Origin of the sequence: Bacillus sp. FSL K6-3154, from assembly GCF_040869395.1 — a bacterium.
Taxonomy (GTDB): domain Bacteria; phylum Bacillota; class Bacilli; order Bacillales; family Bacillaceae; genus Bacillus; species Bacillus safensis.
In genome coordinates this window covers 3,172,059-3,191,267 of record NZ_CP152033.1, presented here as the reverse complement: position 1 = coordinate 3,191,267, position 19,209 = coordinate 3,172,059, and the positions used below count along the sequence as shown (strand labels likewise).

The window sequence follows — 19,209 nt, the reverse complement described above, 5'->3', positions numbered from 1 at the left end:
ATCATCCCCCCCTGAATCTGAATACCACATCATATGCGCTTACTAGAGTAGATAGACTATTTGCAGGAGAGAAACCTAAAAAAATAGACAAATAAAAAAACGCAAGGGAAGATTCCCTTACGCTTTTTTATCAAGCATTAGTTGCTTTTTACGTCTTTGCCTTTGTATGTTCCGCAAGATTTGCAGACACGATGAGAAATTTTCATTTCACCGCATTCTGGGCAAGCTACCATACCAGGTACTTGTAGTTTGAAATGCGTACGACGCAATCTTTTTTTCATTTTAGAAGTTCTTCTAAAAGGTACAGCCATTATTCCCACCTCCTTAAAGAGTTAAGATTCATTATTTTCTTCTAAAAGCTTTTTCAAGCCTTCCAGACGCGGATCAATTCGGTTTTGATGTGCATCTTCCGAAATGACCGCCCAGTCATTCCCTTCCTGTGGTGCAGCACCTTTTACGTCTGTTTGGTCGCAAAAGATTTGCATCGGCACTTCAAGAAGAATTTCTTCCTTGACTATAGGCGTTAAGTCGATGATATCGTCTTCTACAACAGATACGTCTTCATCTTCTATATCGTCTGTCTTATGAAGTACAAATAGTTCTTTCGTTGAAATCGCAAATGGATAATTTACATCAACAAGCGTTCTTGAACAAGGCAATGTCATTTCACCTGTGATGGTTAAATCAAATGCGACTTGCTTTGATTCGATCACTCCAGTCCCTTTCACCTCTACCGGTGAAATACGACGTATATCTGAATGAAGGCTAGTAAGTTCATTTAAGTCAACCGTCTCATGAAAATCGAAGCTGTTTTTAGCTTTTTGATGTAACTGATAAACTGTCCATTTCAATTGTATCACCTCTAAGAGCAACAAACATGATTATAGCTTTCATCATGCTATTTGTCAATATTTTTTCTTTACAGTCCTTTGTGATGTCAGAGCGTTGTTTGACATCAGTTCACGGAATGCCTACACTGAAAAAAATGGGCTTCATTTTTCCCTTATGCTACTGTAGCATAGACCATTTAACCATAGCAAGAAAGGCGGAACATCTATTGAAAGCAACAGGAGTTGTTGTCGAGTACAATCCATTTCATTATGGACATGCCTATCATGTTCGCCAGGCGAAAACACATACCTCCTCAGATGTAGCCATTGCCGTCATGAGCGGATCCTTTCTCCAGCGCGGAGAGCCCGCTATCGTCTCCAAATGGGCACGAACAAAAATGGCATTGCAAAACGGTGTAGACATCGTGTGTGAGCTTCCATACATATATGCAGTGCAAAAGGCAGAAACCTTCGCAAACGGCGCCGTGTCTATTCTAGATGCTTTAAAATGCCGCTCCCTTTTTTTCGGAAGTGAGGACGGAAACATCAAAGCATTTGAGCGAACAGCTCACGCTTGGCATGAGAAAAAAGAAGAAATCGACCTTTTCACAAAAGCAAAGGTAAAAGAAGGTCTTAGTTATCCGGCTGCCGCTGCCGCTGCGTTTCAAGAGGTCATTGATCCGAAACACTTACTGGATCTGTCTAGGCCTAATAACATTTTAGGCTTCCATTATGTCAAAGCCATCTTAGAGAGATCTCCTCACATAGAGCCCTTTACCTCTCAAAGAATTGCATCCGGTTATCATGATCAAGAGCTTCCTAAACATCAGAAAATCGCAAGCGCTACAAGCATCCGAAAAGCCATAAAAGAGAATGGGTCATTTGAAACTGTCGCCTCTTATCTCCCGGAAGCCTCGCTTAAGCAATTACATGACTATTATTCTTCTTATGATCTTTTACATACGCAAGAAGACTATTTCAGCTTCTTAAAACATGTGTTTCACACAATGGATACAGCTGAACTAGAAGGCATCTATGAAATTGAAGAAGGCATCGAACACCGCATGCAAAAGGCGATCACACATGCGTCCTCCTACGAGGAATATCTATCACTTGTGAAAACAAAACGATATACGTGGACAAGGCTGCAGCGGATGAATACGCACCTTTTAATGAGGGTGAAGAAAACGGTCATGCATGAGCTGCTAAAGGAGAAACAAGCACCATACATTCGTTTACTTGGTATGTCAAAGAAAGGCCAGCAATACTTATCTCTTGTAAAAAAGGAATTGGACGTACCGCTTGTCAGCAAGCTGTCTTCCTTTTCACATCCTGCCCTTGATCTTGACATTCGCGCTTCCCGCGTCTTCAGCCTTCCCATCAGCGAACCAATGCAAACAAAGTTAACAGAAGCAGAATTTAAAACCTCACCGATCCGCTATGATGAAGAGACTGGTCTCTTCCAATCTCGATAAAAAAAGCAGCCTAAGGCTGCTCTCTGATTGTTGACAAAGGGCTAAAAGGATCTTTATTTTAGTCCTTTGTCCTCTTTTCAGCGTGATAGAAAACCTTTGAAGTCTAGGAAGGGCGAGCACCGGAACGGAGCGAATTTGACATTCGTGAGTACCGGCGCAGAGACCTGACACCGAATGCGAGGGTTTGTCTACACGCTGAGAGCAGCCTGTGATAAAGGCTGCTCTTTTTTCACTTAAGATGCTTTCTCTTTTAACTTGTTTAAATAGTTCAGTGCGTCCTGCATTGTGTCCACAGGAACGATTTTCATATTACTTTTAATATCTTTTGCTGTTTTCACTGCATTTTTGTAGTCTGAATTTGGATCACCTTTATCGTTTGGTGCAAAGAAGATATCTTTTCCTGCTTTATCTGCTGCAACAACCTTTTGATCTATTCCGCCAATTGGCCCGACCGTACCATCAGCGTCAATCGTTCCAGTCCCTGCAATCGCATAGCCATGTGTTTCGTCTTCTTTTGTCAGCTGGTTATAAATTTCAAGTGACATCATTAAACCTGCCGACGGGCCGCCGATATTTTCAATATCGACCTTAATGGAAGGCGATACTTTCACATTTCGGTCTGTAAATAATGATACGCCAATTCCGACTCGGTTCGGCTCTTCTTTAAAAGGCTTTAACTTCACTTTCTGCGTAATATCCTTGCCGTTTCGTTCAAGGACAAAACGGACAGATGTACCAGCTTTTTGACGGCTGATATACGACACCATTTTATCAGCAGAATCATACGTCTTGCCATCAACGCTTTTAATCCGGTCGCCCACTTCAATTTTGCCATAAGCAGGCATGCCTTTCATGACGTAGCTCGCATATACCCCATTAAACGTATAATCTACTTTTTTGCCTGCTTTTGTATACGCTGCAATCATGGCATTTTCTTGAGAGCTTTTCATCAGCTGAAGCTGTCTTTTCATATAATCTTCATCCGACTCTCCGTCCGCTTTAATATTTTCTTCTGGGACGATCTCGTCATATTTATTCATTTTCGCAAGTAAATACGTATACGGATTGGCTGGACCTACTTTTATCGTCATAAGAGAGAAGCTGCCCTTCTCGCCGTATCCACCGTCCACTTGAATGTGAGGGGCAATCTCTGTTGCATCACCCGGCTTTGTCACGTAATACGGCAGTTTAACAAAAGTTAAGCCAAATAAGACAAGAACAACGACAAAAAAGCTGAGCCAGCGAATATTCAATTTTTTCATTCGATTAACACTCCCATTTATCAATGACATCTTTCAGTTTACCTGCTAATTGATCTGCGGCGAGCTCACCAGCTTCAATCATCTCCTGAACCTGGGTGAACGAACTAGAGCTAAATGTTTCAAGCCTCGGCCGGATCATGAGATCTGCATGAATGGTTTGATGACGGACCAATTCATTTTGAAGGATGTCCAAACTTTGCATAATCACATCCGATAATCTCGTCGCCTTTTCTGTTTTTTTCACCCTTGATACATCAGAGGCGATAATAAGGTCTGCGCCCATTTCTTTTAAAACAGACACAGGAATGCGGTCAACAACCGCTCCATCCACTAGCTGTCTGCCGCCCATTTCGTGAGGAACAAACACGCCTGGAATGCTGATGCTTGCTCTGACTGCTTGTGAGACAGACCCTTCTTTAAACACAACCTTCTCCCCTGTTTCGAGGTCACAGGCAACCACCGCAAGGGGCATTCTTAATTCTTCGAATGTTTTCCCATATGTAAACGTGTGAATCAGCTGCAAAATTCGATTTCCTTTTAAAAGACCGATTTTTGGCAGTGTATAGTCAGCATAATACTTTCTTCTGAAGACAAGTGCAAGTTTTTTCATTTTTTCTACGTCTTGTCCTGCCGCATAAAAGCTCCCAACAAGTGCGCCAATACTGCTTCCAGCAATCATATCTACCTGTATTCCTTGCTTCTCAAGACTAGACAATACCCCGATATGCGCCATTCCCCTCGCACCCCCGGAGCCTAGTGCAAGCCCGATGATCGGTCGCTTCATGAAAATCCACCCTCCTCTTTCTATGCATATATACGAATCTATAGGTCTAAACATGCCCCTACTGCTCGTATAGTAATAGAAGACAGGCTCGGCTAGTTTCTTTTTCTAATATCACGAGCTCGCCAATAGATCATAACGGCAAGGGGCGAAATCTCCATGAAAAAATGGAACACTCTGTTCATCGCTGCTTTTTTTATTTTTTTAACAGCCACTGTGATTACACACCCACAAGCCTCTTTGCAAGCATCGAAAAATGGACTTGCAATGTGGTGGGAGGTTGTATTTCCATCATTGCTTCCTTTTTTTATTTTGTCCGAGCTATTAATTAGTTTCGGGATTGTCAGATTTGTCGGGGTATTATTAGAGCCATTTATGCGCCCCATCTTTCGGGTGCCGGGTGTAGGCGGATTTGTACTGGCTATGGGAATGGCTTCAGGGTTTCCTTCTGGTGCGAAATTAACGACAAGACTGAGGCAGGAAAGGCAGCTGACGCGGATCGAAGCAGAGCGTCTCGTTTCCTTTACAAATTCATCGAATCCATTGTTTATTTTCGGTGCGGTGGCTGTTGGTTTTTTTCATCATCCAGCTTTAGGCATTGTATTGGCCAGCGCTCATTATTTAGGGAATCTCGCTGTTGGTGTGACGATGCGGGGATATAAAGCGCGCCATGATGCACACCTAAGAAGCCGTAAGAAATTTTTATTCCCCCCGTTTAAAGAGGCATTCAATGCTCTTCATACAGCAAGACTCGCAGAGAAAAGACCGCTCGGCCAAATGTTAAGTGATGCAGTCATGTCATCAGTCCAAACACTCTTTATGATTGGCGGCTTTATCATCTTATTTTCTGTGTTTAGCAAAATGCTGTCAGTTGTCCATGTGACAGACCTTTTATCTATAGGGCTCGGATATATGCTGCAAACGCTGCATCTTCCGCCAGAATTAGACCTTGCCATGATTGCCGGTTTATTTGAAATCACATTAGGAAGCCAGATGACGGGGTCACAGGAAGTCACCCTTCTCGCTAAAACCATTGTCGTCAGCTTTATTTTAGGATTCAGCGGGTTCTCTGTTCAAGCCCAAGTCGCCGGCATTTTAGCGGCAACCGATATCCGCTTTAAACCGTTTTTCTTTGCCCGCTTGCTTCACGGGATTTATGCAGCTGTTTTTGCCTTTTTATTATTCAAGCCTCTTTATGTCTCTCGATCAGACATGGCTCTCCCAGCGGGTGCCTTTGATGCAGGCCAGCAGGTCGTCATGTTCAGCAGCGTGCTTTGGAATCAGCTTGTGACAGCTGGTCCTTTGATCACACTTTGCAGCTTGATTGTGTATATCGCGCTATACTATCGGAAATTAAAAAATGGATGAGTGCTGGGTGCACTCATCCATTAAATTTTTCCTTCAGCGCTGCTTCTACCTCTTTTGGTACAAGATCTTTGACTGCCCCATGATATTTCGCTACTTCTTTGACAATGCTGGAGCTTAAGAAGGAATATTGATTGTTGGTCATCATAAAAAACGTTTCAATTTCATCGTCTAACACTTTGTTCATTGAGGTGCCTTGCATCTCATACTCAAAGTCCGTCACAGCTCTTAGTCCGCGTAAAATGACTTTGGCTTCTTTTTGCTTCGCATAATCAACAAGCAGGCCATGAAACGATTCAACTTTGATATTTGGCAGCTCCTTCGTTGCTTGGCGAATAAGCTCACACCGTTCTTCAACAGTAAATAACGGTTTTTTAGATGAATTATTTAGTACACATACATACACTTCATCAAAAATCTTTGCACCTCTTTTGATGATATCCAAATGCCCCAATGTAACTGGATCGAAGCTGCCCGGACAAACGGCTATGTTCCCCATGCTAATTTCCCCGCTTTCTATAGATCGTAATACCAGTCAATCCGTACAGTTCCTGCCTTGTGATGTGAAGCTGTCCTGCTTCTTCTGGCAGCTTCACATCTTTATCATGCTCACACACGATCACGCCGTCATCTGTTAACAAGGCGTGCTCGTCAATCATTTCAAGAAGTGCTTTTAGCTGTTGATCTTTATAGGGCGGATCAAGGAAAATGGCTTGAAAGGATTCCTCTCGTTTCACAACAGCTGCAAGTGCACGCTTTGCTTCATTTCGAAACACTTCACTTTGATCCATTAGCGACAATTGATTCAGGTTGCCTTTAATCGTCTGAATCGCCTTTATATCTCGATCAACAAATATGCAATGATCGAATCCTCTAGAAAGCGCTTCAATCCCTAAACCACCGCTTCCTGCAAATAAATCAAGAGCCCATCCGCCATCAAAATACGGGCCGATCATATTAAATATTGATTCTTTTACTTTATCTGTCGTCGGTCTTGTTGATTGACCTGGTACCGCTTTAAGTGTGCGGCCTTTTCTCGTTCCAGAGATGACTCTCATTTTTCCACCACTTTTTCTACTTGCTTCTATTCATCATTATATATGACAAAAAATTCAACATTATCTTACCACATCACTCCTCAAGGAACAATGCAATGATATTCTTTCATTTTCTATGTATAGATCAAGAAATCCGGGGTCATACTACTTATAACAGCATCTGATGTGGTGCTGTTGCCAACCGCGGAGAAGACTTACGTTTCCCCATAAGTTCTTCCTCCGGTTTCTCCTCTCCCTTTGCCTTCTCCTTAATGAATCATTAAGAATAGAAGGACCCCGCGGGTGATGCCGCGGGGATTTTTTTGTGTCTTTAAAAGCCCACCTTATAATCATACTCTTTTGCTTTGTCCAATTTGGATTCGTACTCTAATTTAATAAAAGGTTTATATGAAGGCTCAACACGTTTCACAAATGGTAACGAGCTGAGTTTAGCCATATGGCGCTCAAGATCATCCATATCACAATAGATCACAGCATATTTCATTTTCCTTGAAATATAGTGAACATTTCCGAATTTTCTTAGCGCTTTTGACTGCTTTAATGAATGCAGCCAGACGACCATCCCTTGACGTTTGGTTTCCATCTTTTCACCTGCCGCTTTTCAATTCTTTTCATTCATTATGTAAAAGACGAGACATTCAAGTCTCGTCAAGATACTTTACAGCCGCAGCTGCCACCTGATCCACAGCCACCGCCGCATGATGATAGACCATCAAAATATGGGTTCCCTGTTGGAACTTTAATATATGCTGATACAGCTTGACCGATTTCAATACTAATCTCATCTAAGATGGATTGAATCGCTGTTTCTGCTTTTTTGAAATCAACCACTGTATCGTGAAGATCTAGCTTTCTTTTGACCTCACGCATTTCCTTTGAGATCGTTCTATAGTCCGGATGATATTTGCCGAACCGCTGCACATCCTCATACTGCTCTTTTACTTTTGTAAAATGGGCAATAATTTGTTGGGCTTCTTCGTCTTGCTGGAGACGCTTAAAGCAGTTGCGGTAATGTTCAGCCTCCTCCGACTGAAGAATCATGGCAGCCAATTGATTTGCTTCCTCTTGGAGCTCCACAGATTCGATTGTCGCATACATAAATGTTGCACCTCCAATTCATAGTTTACCACGAAACCTATGGATCAGAAAATGCTTTTACGTGACAAATACATCCCATGTTTCTCTTTTCTGTTTATATTCTGGATGACGGGAATTCAGCACAACAGTCATTTTATGCTTTCCTTTTGAAAGATGCTTGACCACAAATGCCGCGGTATACTCATTCCCTGCACGTTTCCCGTCTACATACACTGTGAAATATCCCGCCTTCTCGTTCTTTTTCAGACGCTCTGGCTGAAGATGAAAATCTTGAAGTGTACTTTCTATATAGACAGACGACCCTTGCACTTTGTATTTCAAAAAGCCTTGCTGCTTCATTTCGCTTTGGGCTTGCTGCATGACTGGTACTGCTGGGTCTTGCTTAATCACTTGCTCTTCTCCATGTTGACTTTGACACCCGGTGACAAGAAAAAGCAATGCGCCTATTGACAGCATCCATTTCATCATCTGATTCTCCTTTCATCTACTTTTTATAGGATGCTCAGGAAATAGACATCTTAATCAACTCAAAAAAAGCCTCAACCGGCTCCATTTTGATTGCGCATTGCTTGGAACATTTGAATCATCATTTCAGCCATTTGGACGCTATTGCTCAACTGACTCACACGATGAGGAATGGTTTTTTCGTAAAAGTTCATTTTATCTAATTCAAAGGACGTTAGATTTTCAGGATGTCGCGTCAGCTGTCTGTACCAGATAGGACGCTGCCTTATGAATTTGATTCGCTCCTCTTCGGCCATGACAAATTCCTGTACTTCTTTTCGCACCAGAAGCATCCCCTTTCACTTAATCTTTCCTGAAGGAGAATGGGTGCTGACTGCCTCCAGATGAACCTTTCTTTGAACCATTGGATGAAAATTGGCCGAGCAAGCTTTGTAAAGAGGAAATAGACTGGCTCATTTTGTTAATCTGTTCATTCATTTGATCAGCGTCCATTTTTTTCACAGCAGAAACCATTTTAGACATAAAATCTGCTTTTCCTGCTTCACTTGGCTTAGTGGCTTTTTCTTCTTTCGCATCTTCTGATTTCGATTGCCGGTAAGGTGACCACATCTCATCTTCCTCACCAAACATGACCCAATTCTCGTATACACTTTGCCAGCTTTTTTCTTGCGTTTGCACTTCTTGAATTAACTTCGGATGGCGTCTGACGAATTGTTTAAATTCATCAATGGATGTTTGTTTATGCTTGTTTGTCATATCCTCACCCCCCATACAAATGCCTACTATACTATATACACCAGCATCTGTTTTGGTGAGCCTCTTTTTAACCATCAAAAAAACAGCTGCGACCATGCAGCTGCTTTCGTTTAAGAAGTTTTCTTGATGAAATTTTGGGTGTAATATTTTTCTTTCACCCCTACGCCAAGATGCGTGTAATCTTTATTTAATAACGCCTTCCTGTGACCTTCACTATTGAGCCAGCCCTCTACCGCTGCAGGTCCATCGACATAGTTATAGGCAATGTTTTCACCTGCGAGCTGAAAGCCCACCTCGCCTCTTTCTAACCGATCTTTCAGCGTACCGTATTTTTTAGATTCATGGGAGAAATAATGATTCTCTTTCATGTCCTCACTATGCATGAATGCCACTTCAGAGGTTTCATCATCCCACTTTAAGATCGGCAGGTTGTACTTATGGCGGATAATATTGGTCATATCAAAAATTTGTTTTTGACTGGAAGCTTCGATATCTTTCCACTTTTCGCCTGATATCGCTTCAGGTTCTACCAATTGACCTCGGTAGACCACCTCATACGGCTTTTGTTTCACAAATGTATCTGCGTTGAAGGCCCTGATACTTGAAAGGGTGCTTTCAAACTTATCCATGTAAAGCTGAACATACACATCATCTCCCACTTTCACAGTAGGTCTTGTATTCATATCATCTTCTGAGAATTCAAAGCGGTATGAATTTTGTTCATCCTCCACATGAATGTAAGGTGCAATTTGTGTTTTCTTAAATACTTCACTCGTGGCTTGACCGATTTTAAACGGTTCTACATTCAGACCGTCTCCTGTTGCAAACAAGGTCACCACTTTACTATCCTTTACCCCTACTTGAATATAGTGCTTCTTCGATTGGTTGTAAATCCACCAGTCATAATCATATGCGGAAGGATCAATTCGATCTGGTTCTCCCAGCTGCTTAAGCACTTCGTTTGAAGATTTCCCCATAAAGGACATGAGCCCCTTTTTGGGGATGTTGATCGGCTTATCGCTAGATGTTTCTTCATTAGACACCTTCGGTTCATTGCTGTTTTCTTTTTCTGGTGAAGATCCATATTGAATAAACAGAACGTACGTTCCAGATATAATCAGGAGGATGAGGAGTGTTTTGAGCACAGTTTTCAAATAAACACCTCCGTTAAATTGGCAAGGTACAAAAAGTACCTTCTACTGTCATTTAAACAAAACTTGCTCCATTTATCAACGACAATACAGCCTATTTAACACGAATTTAAAATATGCCCCTCTTAATGAAGAAATCCTTGTCCATGATCTTGATCCTGTTGAGAGATTTCTGTCAGTGCCTCTCCCGCGCGATCATTTGATAAATCTTCGACTGATAAATCTCCAAGAGCGACAATCCCTGTTAATGCGCCGTTTTTTACAACAGGAATGCGGCGGAGCTGATGCTCTGACATGAGCCGGACAATTTCTTCAAGTGTTGCATCTTCTTCAGCTGTTAATACTTCCTTTGTCATCAGCGAGCCCACTTCCTGTGAGTTTGGCTTTTTTTCTGCAATGCCTCTAAGCACAAGGTCACGGTCTGTCACTATCCCAACGAGCTGATCTCCGTCAACCACTGGAATGGCACCAATATCAGCATCTCTCATTTTGACTGCTGCTTCATACGTATTGTCATCTTGATTACATGTCACTACTTTTTTGGTCATAATATCTTTGATTTTTTTCGTTTTCACGTTGATTCCTCCATCCGTTATTTTCTTTATTACTGTAACCAGCTTATAAAAGAACATACCTTTCACAGTTGAAAGTTTAACGCTTTCATACTATGATTGTCAGTAAAGGGAAATTTTATAAGGAGGGGTTTTGGGTGAAGTTTGAAGGTACGGGGATTGAAAAGGTATCAGCTGACTTAAATAAATTAGATTTCATTATGGAAAGTGAAGGATTTGTACGAGCCGATCAATGGGATTATGAGCGTGTGACATACGACAGAAAGTACAGCATGGTAGAGGGAACCTTTTATTTACGGATTTCCGGCTACGCCACTGAAGGAGATGTCGGTTCCAAAAAAGCACACATTCAGCTTCTAACACCGTTACTAGGAAAACACTATTATCCACATGGCGTTGAATACGGCGAAGGCGAAGAATTCCCTAAGTCTCTCATCCAATCAAGCAAAAAAACACTTGCACAGCTGAAGGAAAAACTAGAAGCCATGACGGCTGAAGCATAAAACAAAGGGCTGAAATGATCTTTATTTTAGCCCTTTTTCTAAGATGAAAGCACAGCCAGATGGGACTGACCCCGTTTTTGAGACAGGGATCAAAACACCTTTATACAGCCAATTGCCGATAGTTGATCGGTGATTGATTGTTTAGTTTTGTTTGAATACGAATGTTGTTATAATAATAAATGTATTCTTTGACAGTGCGTTCTACGATGGTGGTCGTAGTTCGATCAATACTGTTAAGATAGAACGTTTCAGACTTTAGCGAGGAATGAAACGATTCGATGGAGGCATTATCAGCGGGCGTCCCTTTACGGGACATGCTCATGGTAATGCCTTTTATATGAACAGCTTTCTGATACTCGTAAGATGTATACACAGAACCTTGGTCGCTATGTAACACACAGTTTTCAGGCAGTGCTGGGAGCTGATCAAGTGTGTTTAAAATAAAGTCTGTGTCCTGCTTATCACCAATCGTAAACGCAATCACTTCTCCATTATATAAATCCAATATACTGGAAAGGTACAATTGTTTCTGTCCATAAGGCAAATACGTGATGTCCGTTACTAGTTTTTCAAGAGGGCGATCAGACTGAAAGTTCCGATCCAGTATATTACCAGCCACAGCATAGGGCTGCCCATTTTTCTTACGCTTTTTCATTTTAACCCGGCACTGCCACTGGTTTTTCTGCATGATACGTTGAACAGTTTTATGGTTAATACGCATTCTCACTTTTAGTAAGGCTGTGATTTTTCGGTATCCATATCGATACTTGTGCTCTCGGCACAACGTGCCGATTTGTTTCTCTAGTTGTCTTTTAGAATGATTCTGATTCAGATTCTTTTTCCATCTATAGTACGAAGCGCGTGAGACGCCTAAATGGACACAGATGTCCTGTACTGTCATCGTTTTGCACAATTCTTCTACCAGTTTGATTGACGTTTCCTTATCAACTTCCTTTCCAATTCGTTGTACTTTTTTAAAACTTCATTCTGTTGACTCAGATAGCGATTTTCTGCCTGCAGTCTCTCTAATTCGGAAGAGTACTCGGGACCCTTTCTATGGGTATATTGTTTTCCAACAGGCTGTTCGAACCGGTGTGTATCCCCAGCCTTATGCCACCTCACCCATGTCTGAACCTGCGTTTTATTTTTGATATTCAATTCCCGCAAAATCTCTTTCATTGATACGCCTGCCAATCTCATTTCTACAGCCTTCTGTTTGACTTCAACCGGATAACTCACTCTTGTCCCCATAGAAAAAACACCTCCATGTTTTATTTCGGATTACAACGATCCGTTTTCAAACTTGAAGGTGTTTTTTATTTGTCTCATTTTATGGGGTCAGTCCCAGATGGCTGTGCTTTTTTTATTCATATTTCGGAATAAGCGCATCTGGTACGGCATCTTTTGCTCTTTCTTTTCTTGCCCAGTCAAAGAAGACAACAGCAAGAATAGAGCCGTACACAATCTCCTGAATAATTTTCATCAAAATGGCACCTAGCTGCTGGTCCTCCAGCAGCGGCAAGATGTGGAACATATCAGGGCCAGTGAGGGCAAGGCCTGCCAGCATATCACTTGGCACACATAAATGCAGTGCTTGTATCCATGCGCCGGCATCCGAATAAGTGGCATAGATCGGAGCCTCACTAAACATGATGAGTGCACAGGCCGGAGTCATCAATATCCCGTCTGCCATGATATATCCAAGCTTCAAAATGCCTGTGATCTGCGGCTGACTTTGAACTTTATGGACAAGCGGCCACCACATGAAAAAGGCAGCGATAAAAATAACCACCGTCATCACTGCGTGGTAAAACGGATCTGTTTTCACAAAATCAAACACAAGCGGAATGTGATACAGCGAAAACAAGCCGTTAAACCCAAGCAGTGCAATTAAAGGTTTGGAAAACAAACGGAAAACAGCTTGAATACCTGGTGTTTGAATGATCCGCTCCCAAATGGCTGGAGGCAATCCTGTAATAAGGAGAGGCGGGATGACTAAGTACAGCACCGCCATTTGCGCCATATGTGCACTAAACATAATATGCCCCATTAAATCAATTGGGCTTCCTTTCACAGCATATAACAGAACAAGCCCTGTCAGAAACAACGTCTTCTCTTTCACCGTCGCACGGTGCTTTCCATTTGTCACAAGAAGCAGATAAAGAGCAGCTGCTATCACAATACAAGTCAAATAATAAGGGCTCCATAAAGCCCGAAATCCGAAAATTTCTAAGTTCTCCATTGCTGCGCCTCCTTCAAGGGCAAAGCGGGTTTACCACCATATAATGGTCAAAAAGGCTAATACGGTAATAAACGCAACAAACACACCTGAGTATAGAAACAAGGCGGGTGTTTCATGCCCTTTTTGGTTCATGTGCATAAAATAATAAAGCTGAAAAGCTACCTGAATGCCTGCAAGCAGTAAAATAAATGGTACTGCGAACCAATTTCCAACGTCTTCTGAGGCGATCGTTAAAAACGCAACAAATGTTAATCCAATCATCAAGCCGAAAGAAATGAGCTGATGCTTCATTTCTTCGGCATTTTTCTTTTTACGATATACAAGGTCGACTTTAGACTGATTTGTGTTTTTATTTCCCATTCTTATCCCACCATTCCCATTAAATATACAACGGTAAAGATGAAGACCCACACAACATCAATGAAGTGCCAATAGAGACTAGCCACATAATATTTCGGCGCATTGTATAAATCGAGTCCGCGTCTCATATTTCGAATCATAAGAGCGGTAATCCAGCAAAGTCCGAAGGCGACGTGAGCTCCGTGAGTTCCTACAAGAGTATAGAAGGAAGAACCAAGAGCAGAGCTGGTAATCGTAAATTCATACGCATGCACATAGTGATAAAACTCATATATCTCAACCCCTAAAAATCCAGCACCTAAAAGGACCGTGATACCAAGCCAAAGCTGCATTTTTTTAAAGGCAAAGTTTTTCATATGATACATGGCATACACACTCGTTAAACTGCTCGTTAATAGAAGCATTGTGGCAATAAAGACAAGTGTGAGGTCAAACATATCAGTTGTTTTTGCTCCGCCTGCATTTGAGTTTTTCAGCGCCAAATAAGTGGCAAAAAGCGATGCAAACAGAACGGTTTCTCCTCCAAGAAACAGCCAGAACCCGACAAACTTATTCTTCCCTTCTAACGTGGCCTTCTCAGGAGAAGCCGGAAAGGTTTCCGCCGTCATTTTTTGTGGTTCCATTATGCTTTCACCCCTTTATCATCGTCGTCAGTCAAATCTTCTTTGTGAATATGATATCCATGATCATCTTTCAGAGATCTAACGAGCATGGTCGCAAACGTAATACCAAGACCAATGAAGATCACCGGAAGCCCCCAGCTGTGCTCTTGACGATACATGAAACCAAACGCTGACACAAATAGACCGAATGAGATAATGACAGGCAAAATGGAGTTATTCGGCATGTGAATATCATCGAGCGGTTCAGATGCTGTCATTCCTTTTTTACCATCCATTTTTTCAATCCATAATGGATCTAGTCCTCTCACAAGCGGCAGCTGTTTAAAGTTGTATTCTGGCGGAGGCGAAGAAACTGCCCATTCAAGTGTTCTTCCATCTCCCCAAGGATCGCTCGATACCCGCTCTCCTTTTGCTGTTGTCCAGATGATGTTAATCAGCATGATCACAACAGCTACAAACATAAACAGTGCTCCAATCGTACTGACTAAGTTCCCAAGCTCGAGACCCTGACCTGGCAGGAATGTAAAGACCCGGCGCGGCATGCCCCATAAACCGAGAAAATGCTGGATAAAGAAAGTTAAATGGAAACCGACGAAAAACAGCACAAAGCCAATTTTCCCAAGCTTCTCATTCAGTATTTTTCCAAACATCTTCGGCCACCAGTAATGCACACCTGCTAGAATACCGAATACAACCCCGCCGATAATGACGTAATGGAAATGCGCCACAACAAAATACGTATCATGGAACTGATAATCCGCTGCAGCTGCTGCAAGCATGACCCCAGTTACCCCGCCAAGTAAGAACGACGGAATAAAGGCAACAGAATAAAGCATCGGCGTTGTAAACTTCACATTACCGCCCCATATCGTGAGCAGCCAGTTGAATACTTTAATTCCTGTTGGCACCGCAATTGCCATGGTCGCTACAGCAAAGATCGCATTGGCGATAGGTCCAAGCCCCGTAGTGAACATGTGATGCGCCCACACCATGAATCCAAGGAAACCAATCAATACAGTAGCGAACACCATGGACGAGTAACCAAACAATCTTTTTCTTGCAAACACCGGAATGATCTCAGAGAAGATTCCGAATGCCGGCAGGATCAAGATATATACTTCCGGGTGTCCGAAAATCCAGAACAAATGCTCCCAGATGATTGTATTTCCTCCAAGCTCTGGATTGAAAAAGCTCGTGTCAAACATTCTATCAAGCATCAGCATCGCAAGCCCTGCTGTCAGCGGAGGGAATGCGAATAAAATAAGTGCGGAGGCGACAAATGTCGTCCAAGTAAAGAGCGGCATTCTCATATACGTCATACCAGGCGCTCTCATATTAATAATCGTTGCAAGAAAGTTAATTCCTGCGATCAGCGTACCAATACCCGCGATCTGTAAACCTAAAATGTAGAAATCCATTCCATGACCTTCTGAATTCAGCGTGAGCGAAGCGTATGCAGTCCAGCCTGCATCAGGTGCTCCGCCCATAAACCATCCAAGGTTTAAGAAAATTCCTCCGAAAAAGAATAACCAAAAACCAAGTGAATTCACAAACGGAAATGCTACGTCACGTGCACCAATTTGAATTGGTACTACCGCATTCATTAATGCAAATAACAGCGGCATAGCTGCAAGGAAAATCATTGTCGTTCCATGCATCGTCATGATTTCATTGTAAACCCCTGCACTGACAAAATCATTTTCAGGGATGGCTAGCTGAATACGGATAAACATCGCTTCTAGGCCGCCAACCAAAAAGAAAAATCCCCCTGCCACTAAATATAATATGGCAATTTTTTTGTGGTCAACCGTTGTCAAGTAATCCCATAAGACAGCGCCAAACCCCCGCTTTTTAGCTATTGTACTCACCATGAAATCCCCCTCTTATCTCCCATTTGCCCCTTTTCATATAGATGTCTTTCTTCACGATCCTTTAAGCAGACTATGTCTGACAGATGACGACTTCTCGGTTGTAGAGACATATTCGGGAGCTCTTAACAAAAACTTCACATCGATCACATACCCTCTTGAATATCTGCTCTAGTTGTTACTCGATTTTAAGACCTTTTAAATACTCGTAAAGTGCATCTGCTTCTGAGTCATTTAATTTAGGGTACGTTCCTGTCATCTTATTACCTGGTTTAAAGCTTTCTGGATCTTTCAGCCATGCTTTCACATTTTCTTTGTTCATGTCTTTAATTCCAGCTACTTTCGTCCGCTCTCCGAAGGTCGCAAGGTTTGGTGCAGTCCTTGCTGCTTCCGGCCGTTCGTCACCAGGCTCTACTGCGTGACAGCTTAAGCAATTTTTCTCTTTAAATAGCTTTTCACCCTCTAAAGCGAGATCCTTTGTGGATTCAGGCTTCTTGTAATCAGCCATTTTTTTCGTCCATCCTAAAAACTCATCTTGAGAAAGCGTTTTAACTTTAAAGTCCATTAAAGCATGTGACGGCCCGCACAGCTCCGCACATTTCCCGTAGAAATATTCCCCTGCATCTTTCGTTCGTTTCGAGTCAAAGGTTAAATAAAATTTGTTTTCATTATCTGTGTTTGTATCAATTTTACCGCCAGCCGATGGAACCCAGAATGAGTGTTTGACATCGGACGCTTTCAGCTTAAAATATACCTTTTGATCTGTTGGTACGATCAATTCCTGACTTGTGACAATCCCATAATCAGGGTATTCAAATTCCCACCAATATAAGCTGGCTCTTACATTAACAACAAGTGTCTTTTCAGGATCTCGTTTTTTCTTATCCATAGCGCTTGTATCCCCTAGTTCAAGCGTGTATGCCACAACAGGTACAACGAGAATAATGAGTAGAAGAATCGGAATCGCTGTCCATGTGATTTCCAGGTTGCGGTTCCCTTCCACCTGCTTTGGAATCGTATCTTCTCCCACTTTAGAACGTTTGAATTTAATGATGACGTAAAAGAAAATGATCGATACAACAATGACGACAAGAACCATAATGAGTGTACTCAGTACCGTTAGGAAAAACTGTTTATCTGCTACTTCCCCAACAGGCTTGAGTGTTGATAAGTATGGTTCACCACAGCCCGCCAAAACGAGCGTCAGTAAGAGAAACAGTGAATAAACACGCCATTTTCTTATCATAATTTGTCCCAACCCCTTTTGCTTGATCTCCTTTGCCTTTCGCTTTTTACCTCTTATTTATAAAATCACTTCTCACCCATGCATAACCCCCGCCTCTTATAAAAGCACTTACATTTCCTCTTTTCATAAAAAAATGATGTTTTTACTCAAAATACCATCTATGTATAAACAGAAAGCCGCCTAAATAGAACTGAATATCAGGCGGCTTTCATAGTTGTTAGAAAATGTTGTGTTATAAGATATAGCCATTGTTTTGATGTGATCAAAGTGTATTTCACTCTAGAATAGTGTAATAATAATCATCGCTACGAAAAAGATGGTTAAGTAGTTTAATGAATAAACGAACATGAGCGTTGACCACTTCATGATGTCTTTCATTTTAAAGCCCATAAGGCCAATAACAAGCCATCCAATATTAAGCAATGTACCAAGTGCGACAATCGGCCATCCTAATCCACCTAAGAAAAATGGAAGCGGAAGAAGACATGCTGTCCAAATGATGATCTGGCGTTTTGTGACTTCAAAGCCGTAAACAACTGGCAGCATTGGAATGCCCGCCTTACGGTAATCTTCCGTTTTCTTAATCGCAAGTGACAGGAAGTGCGGGATTTGCCAAATGAACATAATCATAAACAAAACCCAAGCTGTTGTGTCGATTGTACCTGTGACAGCTGTCCAGCCGATTAATGGCGGAACCGCGCCAGATACACTTCCGATAACTGTATTGATGGTGTAGTGGCGTTTAGACCACATGGTGTAAAGAACCGCATAAGTAAAGACTCCAATAAATCCAATCACTGCTGATGTAATGGTTGTCATCAGAAGCATAATGAGTCCTAATACAACAAGCAGAATGCCAAATGCATACGCTTGCCCCGGCTGAATTTTACCTGTAACCGTCGGTCTTGTTTTTGTTCTTTCCATTAATATATCAATATCACGGTCAAACGCATTATTAATTGCGCATGAACCGGCAATAATAAGAGAAGAACCAATCATTGTTAACAGCACAATATCAAGATTTCCAAGAAAACTCATATCTGTAAAATAAAAAGCAAGCCACATTCCAGTAAATGTCGTAATGAAATTGGAATTGACGATGCCCATTTTAATCAGAGCAAGAAAATCTTTCCACGCTGTTGTTTCTTCTATTTGTCCATGAATAGCTGCTTCCGCGGCTGTTTTGGAATTTGCCAATGTGTATAACCTCCCTTGCCCAAACCTTCAAACGAACGAATGACACGTAAAATCATTACAACTCTATCATACAAGATAAACAGCTGTAAAAAAACATCCTATTAAATAATAAACGACAAACTTGAAGTTATTTGTGAACTTTTCGTGAATTTATTAGGATATATGTGTGTTTCAGAAGGCGGTGCAAAATGAAATATTCTCTCCTCTATTTCTATCAGACTGTCAAAGAAAGATCAAGCACTCTAAATCTGTAAACTTTGTGAACTAACATATCATTTTTTTGTGAACTTTGGTCATTATGAATTGCAACAGAACACGCATTTGGCTTAAACTTGAGAGCATGTGAGGTTTTCATTT

General features: G+C 41.7%; 23 protein-coding genes. 3 read left to right on the top strand and 20 right to left on the bottom strand.

Features of this window, described 5'->3' with window-relative positions; all coding sequences use genetic code 11:
- Positions 1 to 137 precede the first annotated feature (137 nt).
- Both rpmF and MHH61_RS16510 read right to left on the bottom strand, forming a co-directional pair.
- Positions 138 to 311: a 50S ribosomal protein L32 gene (rpmF, locus tag MHH61_RS16515; protein ID WP_008354700.1), complete on the bottom strand. Its 174-nt coding sequence runs from the start codon at positions 309 to 311 to the stop codon at positions 138 to 140.
- A gap of 21 nt (positions 312 to 332) precedes the next feature.
- Positions 333 to 851, bottom strand: a complete 519-nt coding sequence (locus tag MHH61_RS16510; protein WP_019743276.1) for a DUF177 domain-containing protein — start codon at positions 849 to 851, stop codon at positions 333 to 335.
- A 206-nt stretch (positions 852 to 1,057) separates the two neighbouring features.
- On the opposite strand from MHH61_RS16510, the gene MHH61_RS16505 reads away from it, so the two are divergent.
- The gene (locus tag MHH61_RS16505; RefSeq protein WP_061109973.1) at positions 1,058 to 2,305 is read left to right on the top strand and encodes a nucleotidyltransferase; all 1,248 of its coding nucleotides are present in this window, start codon (positions 1,058 to 1,060) and stop codon (positions 2,303 to 2,305) included.
- Positions 2,306 to 2,538: 233 nt separating this feature from the next.
- On the opposite strand, the gene MHH61_RS16500 is transcribed toward MHH61_RS16505, so the two are convergent.
- Positions 2,539 to 3,567: a SepM family pheromone-processing serine protease gene (locus MHH61_RS16500; RefSeq protein WP_024426920.1), complete on the bottom strand. Its 1,029-nt coding sequence runs from the start codon at positions 3,565 to 3,567 to the stop codon at positions 2,539 to 2,541.
- Between the two features lie 4 nt (positions 3,568 to 3,571).
- On the bottom strand, positions 3,572 to 4,351 hold the full coding sequence (locus MHH61_RS16495; RefSeq protein WP_041117300.1) for a patatin-like phospholipase family protein: 780 nt from the start codon (positions 4,349 to 4,351) through the stop codon (positions 3,572 to 3,574).
- Positions 4,352 to 4,507: 156 nt separating this feature from the next.
- Between MHH61_RS16495 and ylbJ the strand changes: the two genes are divergently transcribed.
- On the top strand, positions 4,508 to 5,716 hold the full coding sequence (ylbJ, locus tag MHH61_RS16490) for a sporulation integral membrane protein YlbJ (RefSeq protein WP_041108885.1): 1,209 nt from the start codon (positions 4,508 to 4,510) through the stop codon (positions 5,714 to 5,716).
- A 13-nt stretch (positions 5,717 to 5,729) separates the two neighbouring features.
- Here the strand turns inward: ylbJ and coaD are convergent, their stop codons facing one another.
- The 9 genes from coaD to MHH61_RS16445 all read right to left on the bottom strand — a co-directional run bounded on the left by coaD (position 5,730) and on the right by MHH61_RS16445 (position 10,789).
- Positions 5,730 to 6,212 (bottom strand): pantetheine-phosphate adenylyltransferase, encoded by a 483-nt coding sequence (gene coaD / locus MHH61_RS16485; RefSeq protein ID WP_024426917.1) that lies wholly within the window; start codon positions 6,210 to 6,212, stop codon positions 5,730 to 5,732.
- A 1-nt stretch (position 6,213) separates the two neighbouring features.
- Entirely contained in the window at positions 6,214 to 6,771 is a 558-nt protein-coding gene (gene rsmD, locus MHH61_RS16480) for a 16S rRNA (guanine(966)-N(2))-methyltransferase RsmD (RefSeq protein WP_024426916.1), read from the bottom strand.
- Positions 6,772 to 7,081: 310 nt separating this feature from the next.
- Complete coding sequence (locus tag MHH61_RS16475) at positions 7,082 to 7,354, bottom strand: YlbG family protein (protein WP_024424276.1); 273 nt, start codon at positions 7,352 to 7,354, stop codon at positions 7,082 to 7,084.
- A gap of 65 nt (positions 7,355 to 7,419) precedes the next feature.
- A complete protein-coding gene (locus MHH61_RS16470) occupies positions 7,420 to 7,869 on the bottom strand; it encodes a YlbF family regulator (RefSeq protein WP_007499807.1) in 450 nt (149 codons plus the stop codon).
- 57 nt (positions 7,870 to 7,926) lie between these two features.
- On the bottom strand, positions 7,927 to 8,337 hold the full coding sequence (locus MHH61_RS16465) for a hypothetical protein (RefSeq protein WP_224426554.1): 411 nt from the start codon (positions 8,335 to 8,337) through the stop codon (positions 7,927 to 7,929).
- 71 nt (positions 8,338 to 8,408) lie between these two features.
- Positions 8,409 to 8,657 (bottom strand): YlbE-like family protein, encoded by a 249-nt coding sequence (locus tag MHH61_RS16460; RefSeq protein WP_024424278.1) that lies wholly within the window; start codon positions 8,655 to 8,657, stop codon positions 8,409 to 8,411.
- Between the two features lie 19 nt (positions 8,658 to 8,676).
- Positions 8,677 to 9,090, bottom strand: a complete 414-nt coding sequence (locus MHH61_RS16455) for a YlbD family protein (protein WP_125586851.1) — start codon at positions 9,088 to 9,090, stop codon at positions 8,677 to 8,679.
- A gap of 110 nt (positions 9,091 to 9,200) precedes the next feature.
- Positions 9,201 to 10,244, bottom strand: a complete 1,044-nt coding sequence (locus tag MHH61_RS16450) for a CAP domain-containing protein (protein ID WP_024424280.1) — start codon at positions 10,242 to 10,244, stop codon at positions 9,201 to 9,203.
- A 122-nt stretch (positions 10,245 to 10,366) separates the two neighbouring features.
- Positions 10,367 to 10,789, bottom strand: a complete 423-nt coding sequence (locus MHH61_RS16445) for a CBS domain-containing protein (RefSeq protein ID WP_029706548.1) — start codon at positions 10,787 to 10,789, stop codon at positions 10,367 to 10,369.
- Positions 10,790 to 10,950: 161 nt separating this feature from the next.
- On the opposite strand from MHH61_RS16445, the gene MHH61_RS16440 reads away from it, so the two are divergent.
- Positions 10,951 to 11,316 carry a YugN family protein gene (locus MHH61_RS16440; protein ID WP_024424282.1) on the top strand — a complete coding sequence of 122 codons (366 nt, stop codon included), beginning with the start codon at positions 10,951 to 10,953 and terminating at the stop codon, positions 11,314 to 11,316.
- Between the two features lie 100 nt (positions 11,317 to 11,416).
- Here MHH61_RS16440 and MHH61_RS16435 read toward each other — a convergent pair.
- From MHH61_RS16435 to cyoE, 7 genes are all read right to left on the bottom strand, one after another.
- Positions 11,417 to 12,567 (bottom strand): IS3 family transposase gene (locus MHH61_RS16435; RefSeq protein ID WP_149125678.1). Its coding sequence is split into 2 segments (ribosomal slippage): positions 11,417 to 12,294 and positions 12,294 to 12,567, totalling 1,152 coding nucleotides; the frame shifts between segments, so codons are not numbered across the junction.
- Between the two features lie 112 nt (positions 12,568 to 12,679).
- Positions 12,680 to 13,558 carry a cytochrome c oxidase assembly factor CtaG gene (gene ctaG / locus MHH61_RS16430; protein ID WP_125586255.1) on the bottom strand — a complete coding sequence of 293 codons (879 nt, stop codon included), beginning with the start codon at positions 13,556 to 13,558 and terminating at the stop codon, positions 12,680 to 12,682.
- Positions 13,559 to 13,588: 30 nt separating this feature from the next.
- Positions 13,589 to 13,918 carry a cytochrome c oxidase subunit IVB gene (gene ctaF, locus MHH61_RS16425; protein ID WP_024426910.1) on the bottom strand — a complete coding sequence of 110 codons (330 nt, stop codon included), beginning with the start codon at positions 13,916 to 13,918 and terminating at the stop codon, positions 13,589 to 13,591.
- Positions 13,919 to 13,920: 2 nt separating this feature from the next.
- A complete protein-coding gene (gene ctaE / locus MHH61_RS16420) occupies positions 13,921 to 14,544 on the bottom strand; it encodes a cytochrome c oxidase subunit III (protein ID WP_087977219.1) in 624 nt (207 codons plus the stop codon).
- Positions 14,541 to 16,412: a cytochrome c oxidase subunit I gene (gene ctaD, locus MHH61_RS16415; RefSeq protein ID WP_034621096.1), complete on the bottom strand. Its 1,872-nt coding sequence runs from the start codon at positions 16,410 to 16,412 to the stop codon at positions 14,541 to 14,543. Before ctaD ends, ctaE begins: the two co-directional genes overlap by 4 nt.
- Positions 16,413 to 16,587: 175 nt before the next feature.
- The gene (gene coxB / locus MHH61_RS16410; protein WP_024426909.1) at positions 16,588 to 17,655 is read right to left on the bottom strand and encodes a cytochrome c oxidase subunit II; all 1,068 of its coding nucleotides are present in this window, start codon (positions 17,653 to 17,655) and stop codon (positions 16,588 to 16,590) included.
- Positions 17,656 to 17,934: 279 nt separating this feature from the next.
- On the bottom strand, positions 17,935 to 18,852 hold the full coding sequence (gene cyoE / locus MHH61_RS16405) for a heme o synthase (RefSeq protein ID WP_024424777.1): 918 nt from the start codon (positions 18,850 to 18,852) through the stop codon (positions 17,935 to 17,937).
- Positions 18,853 to 19,209: the final 357 nt, after the last annotated feature.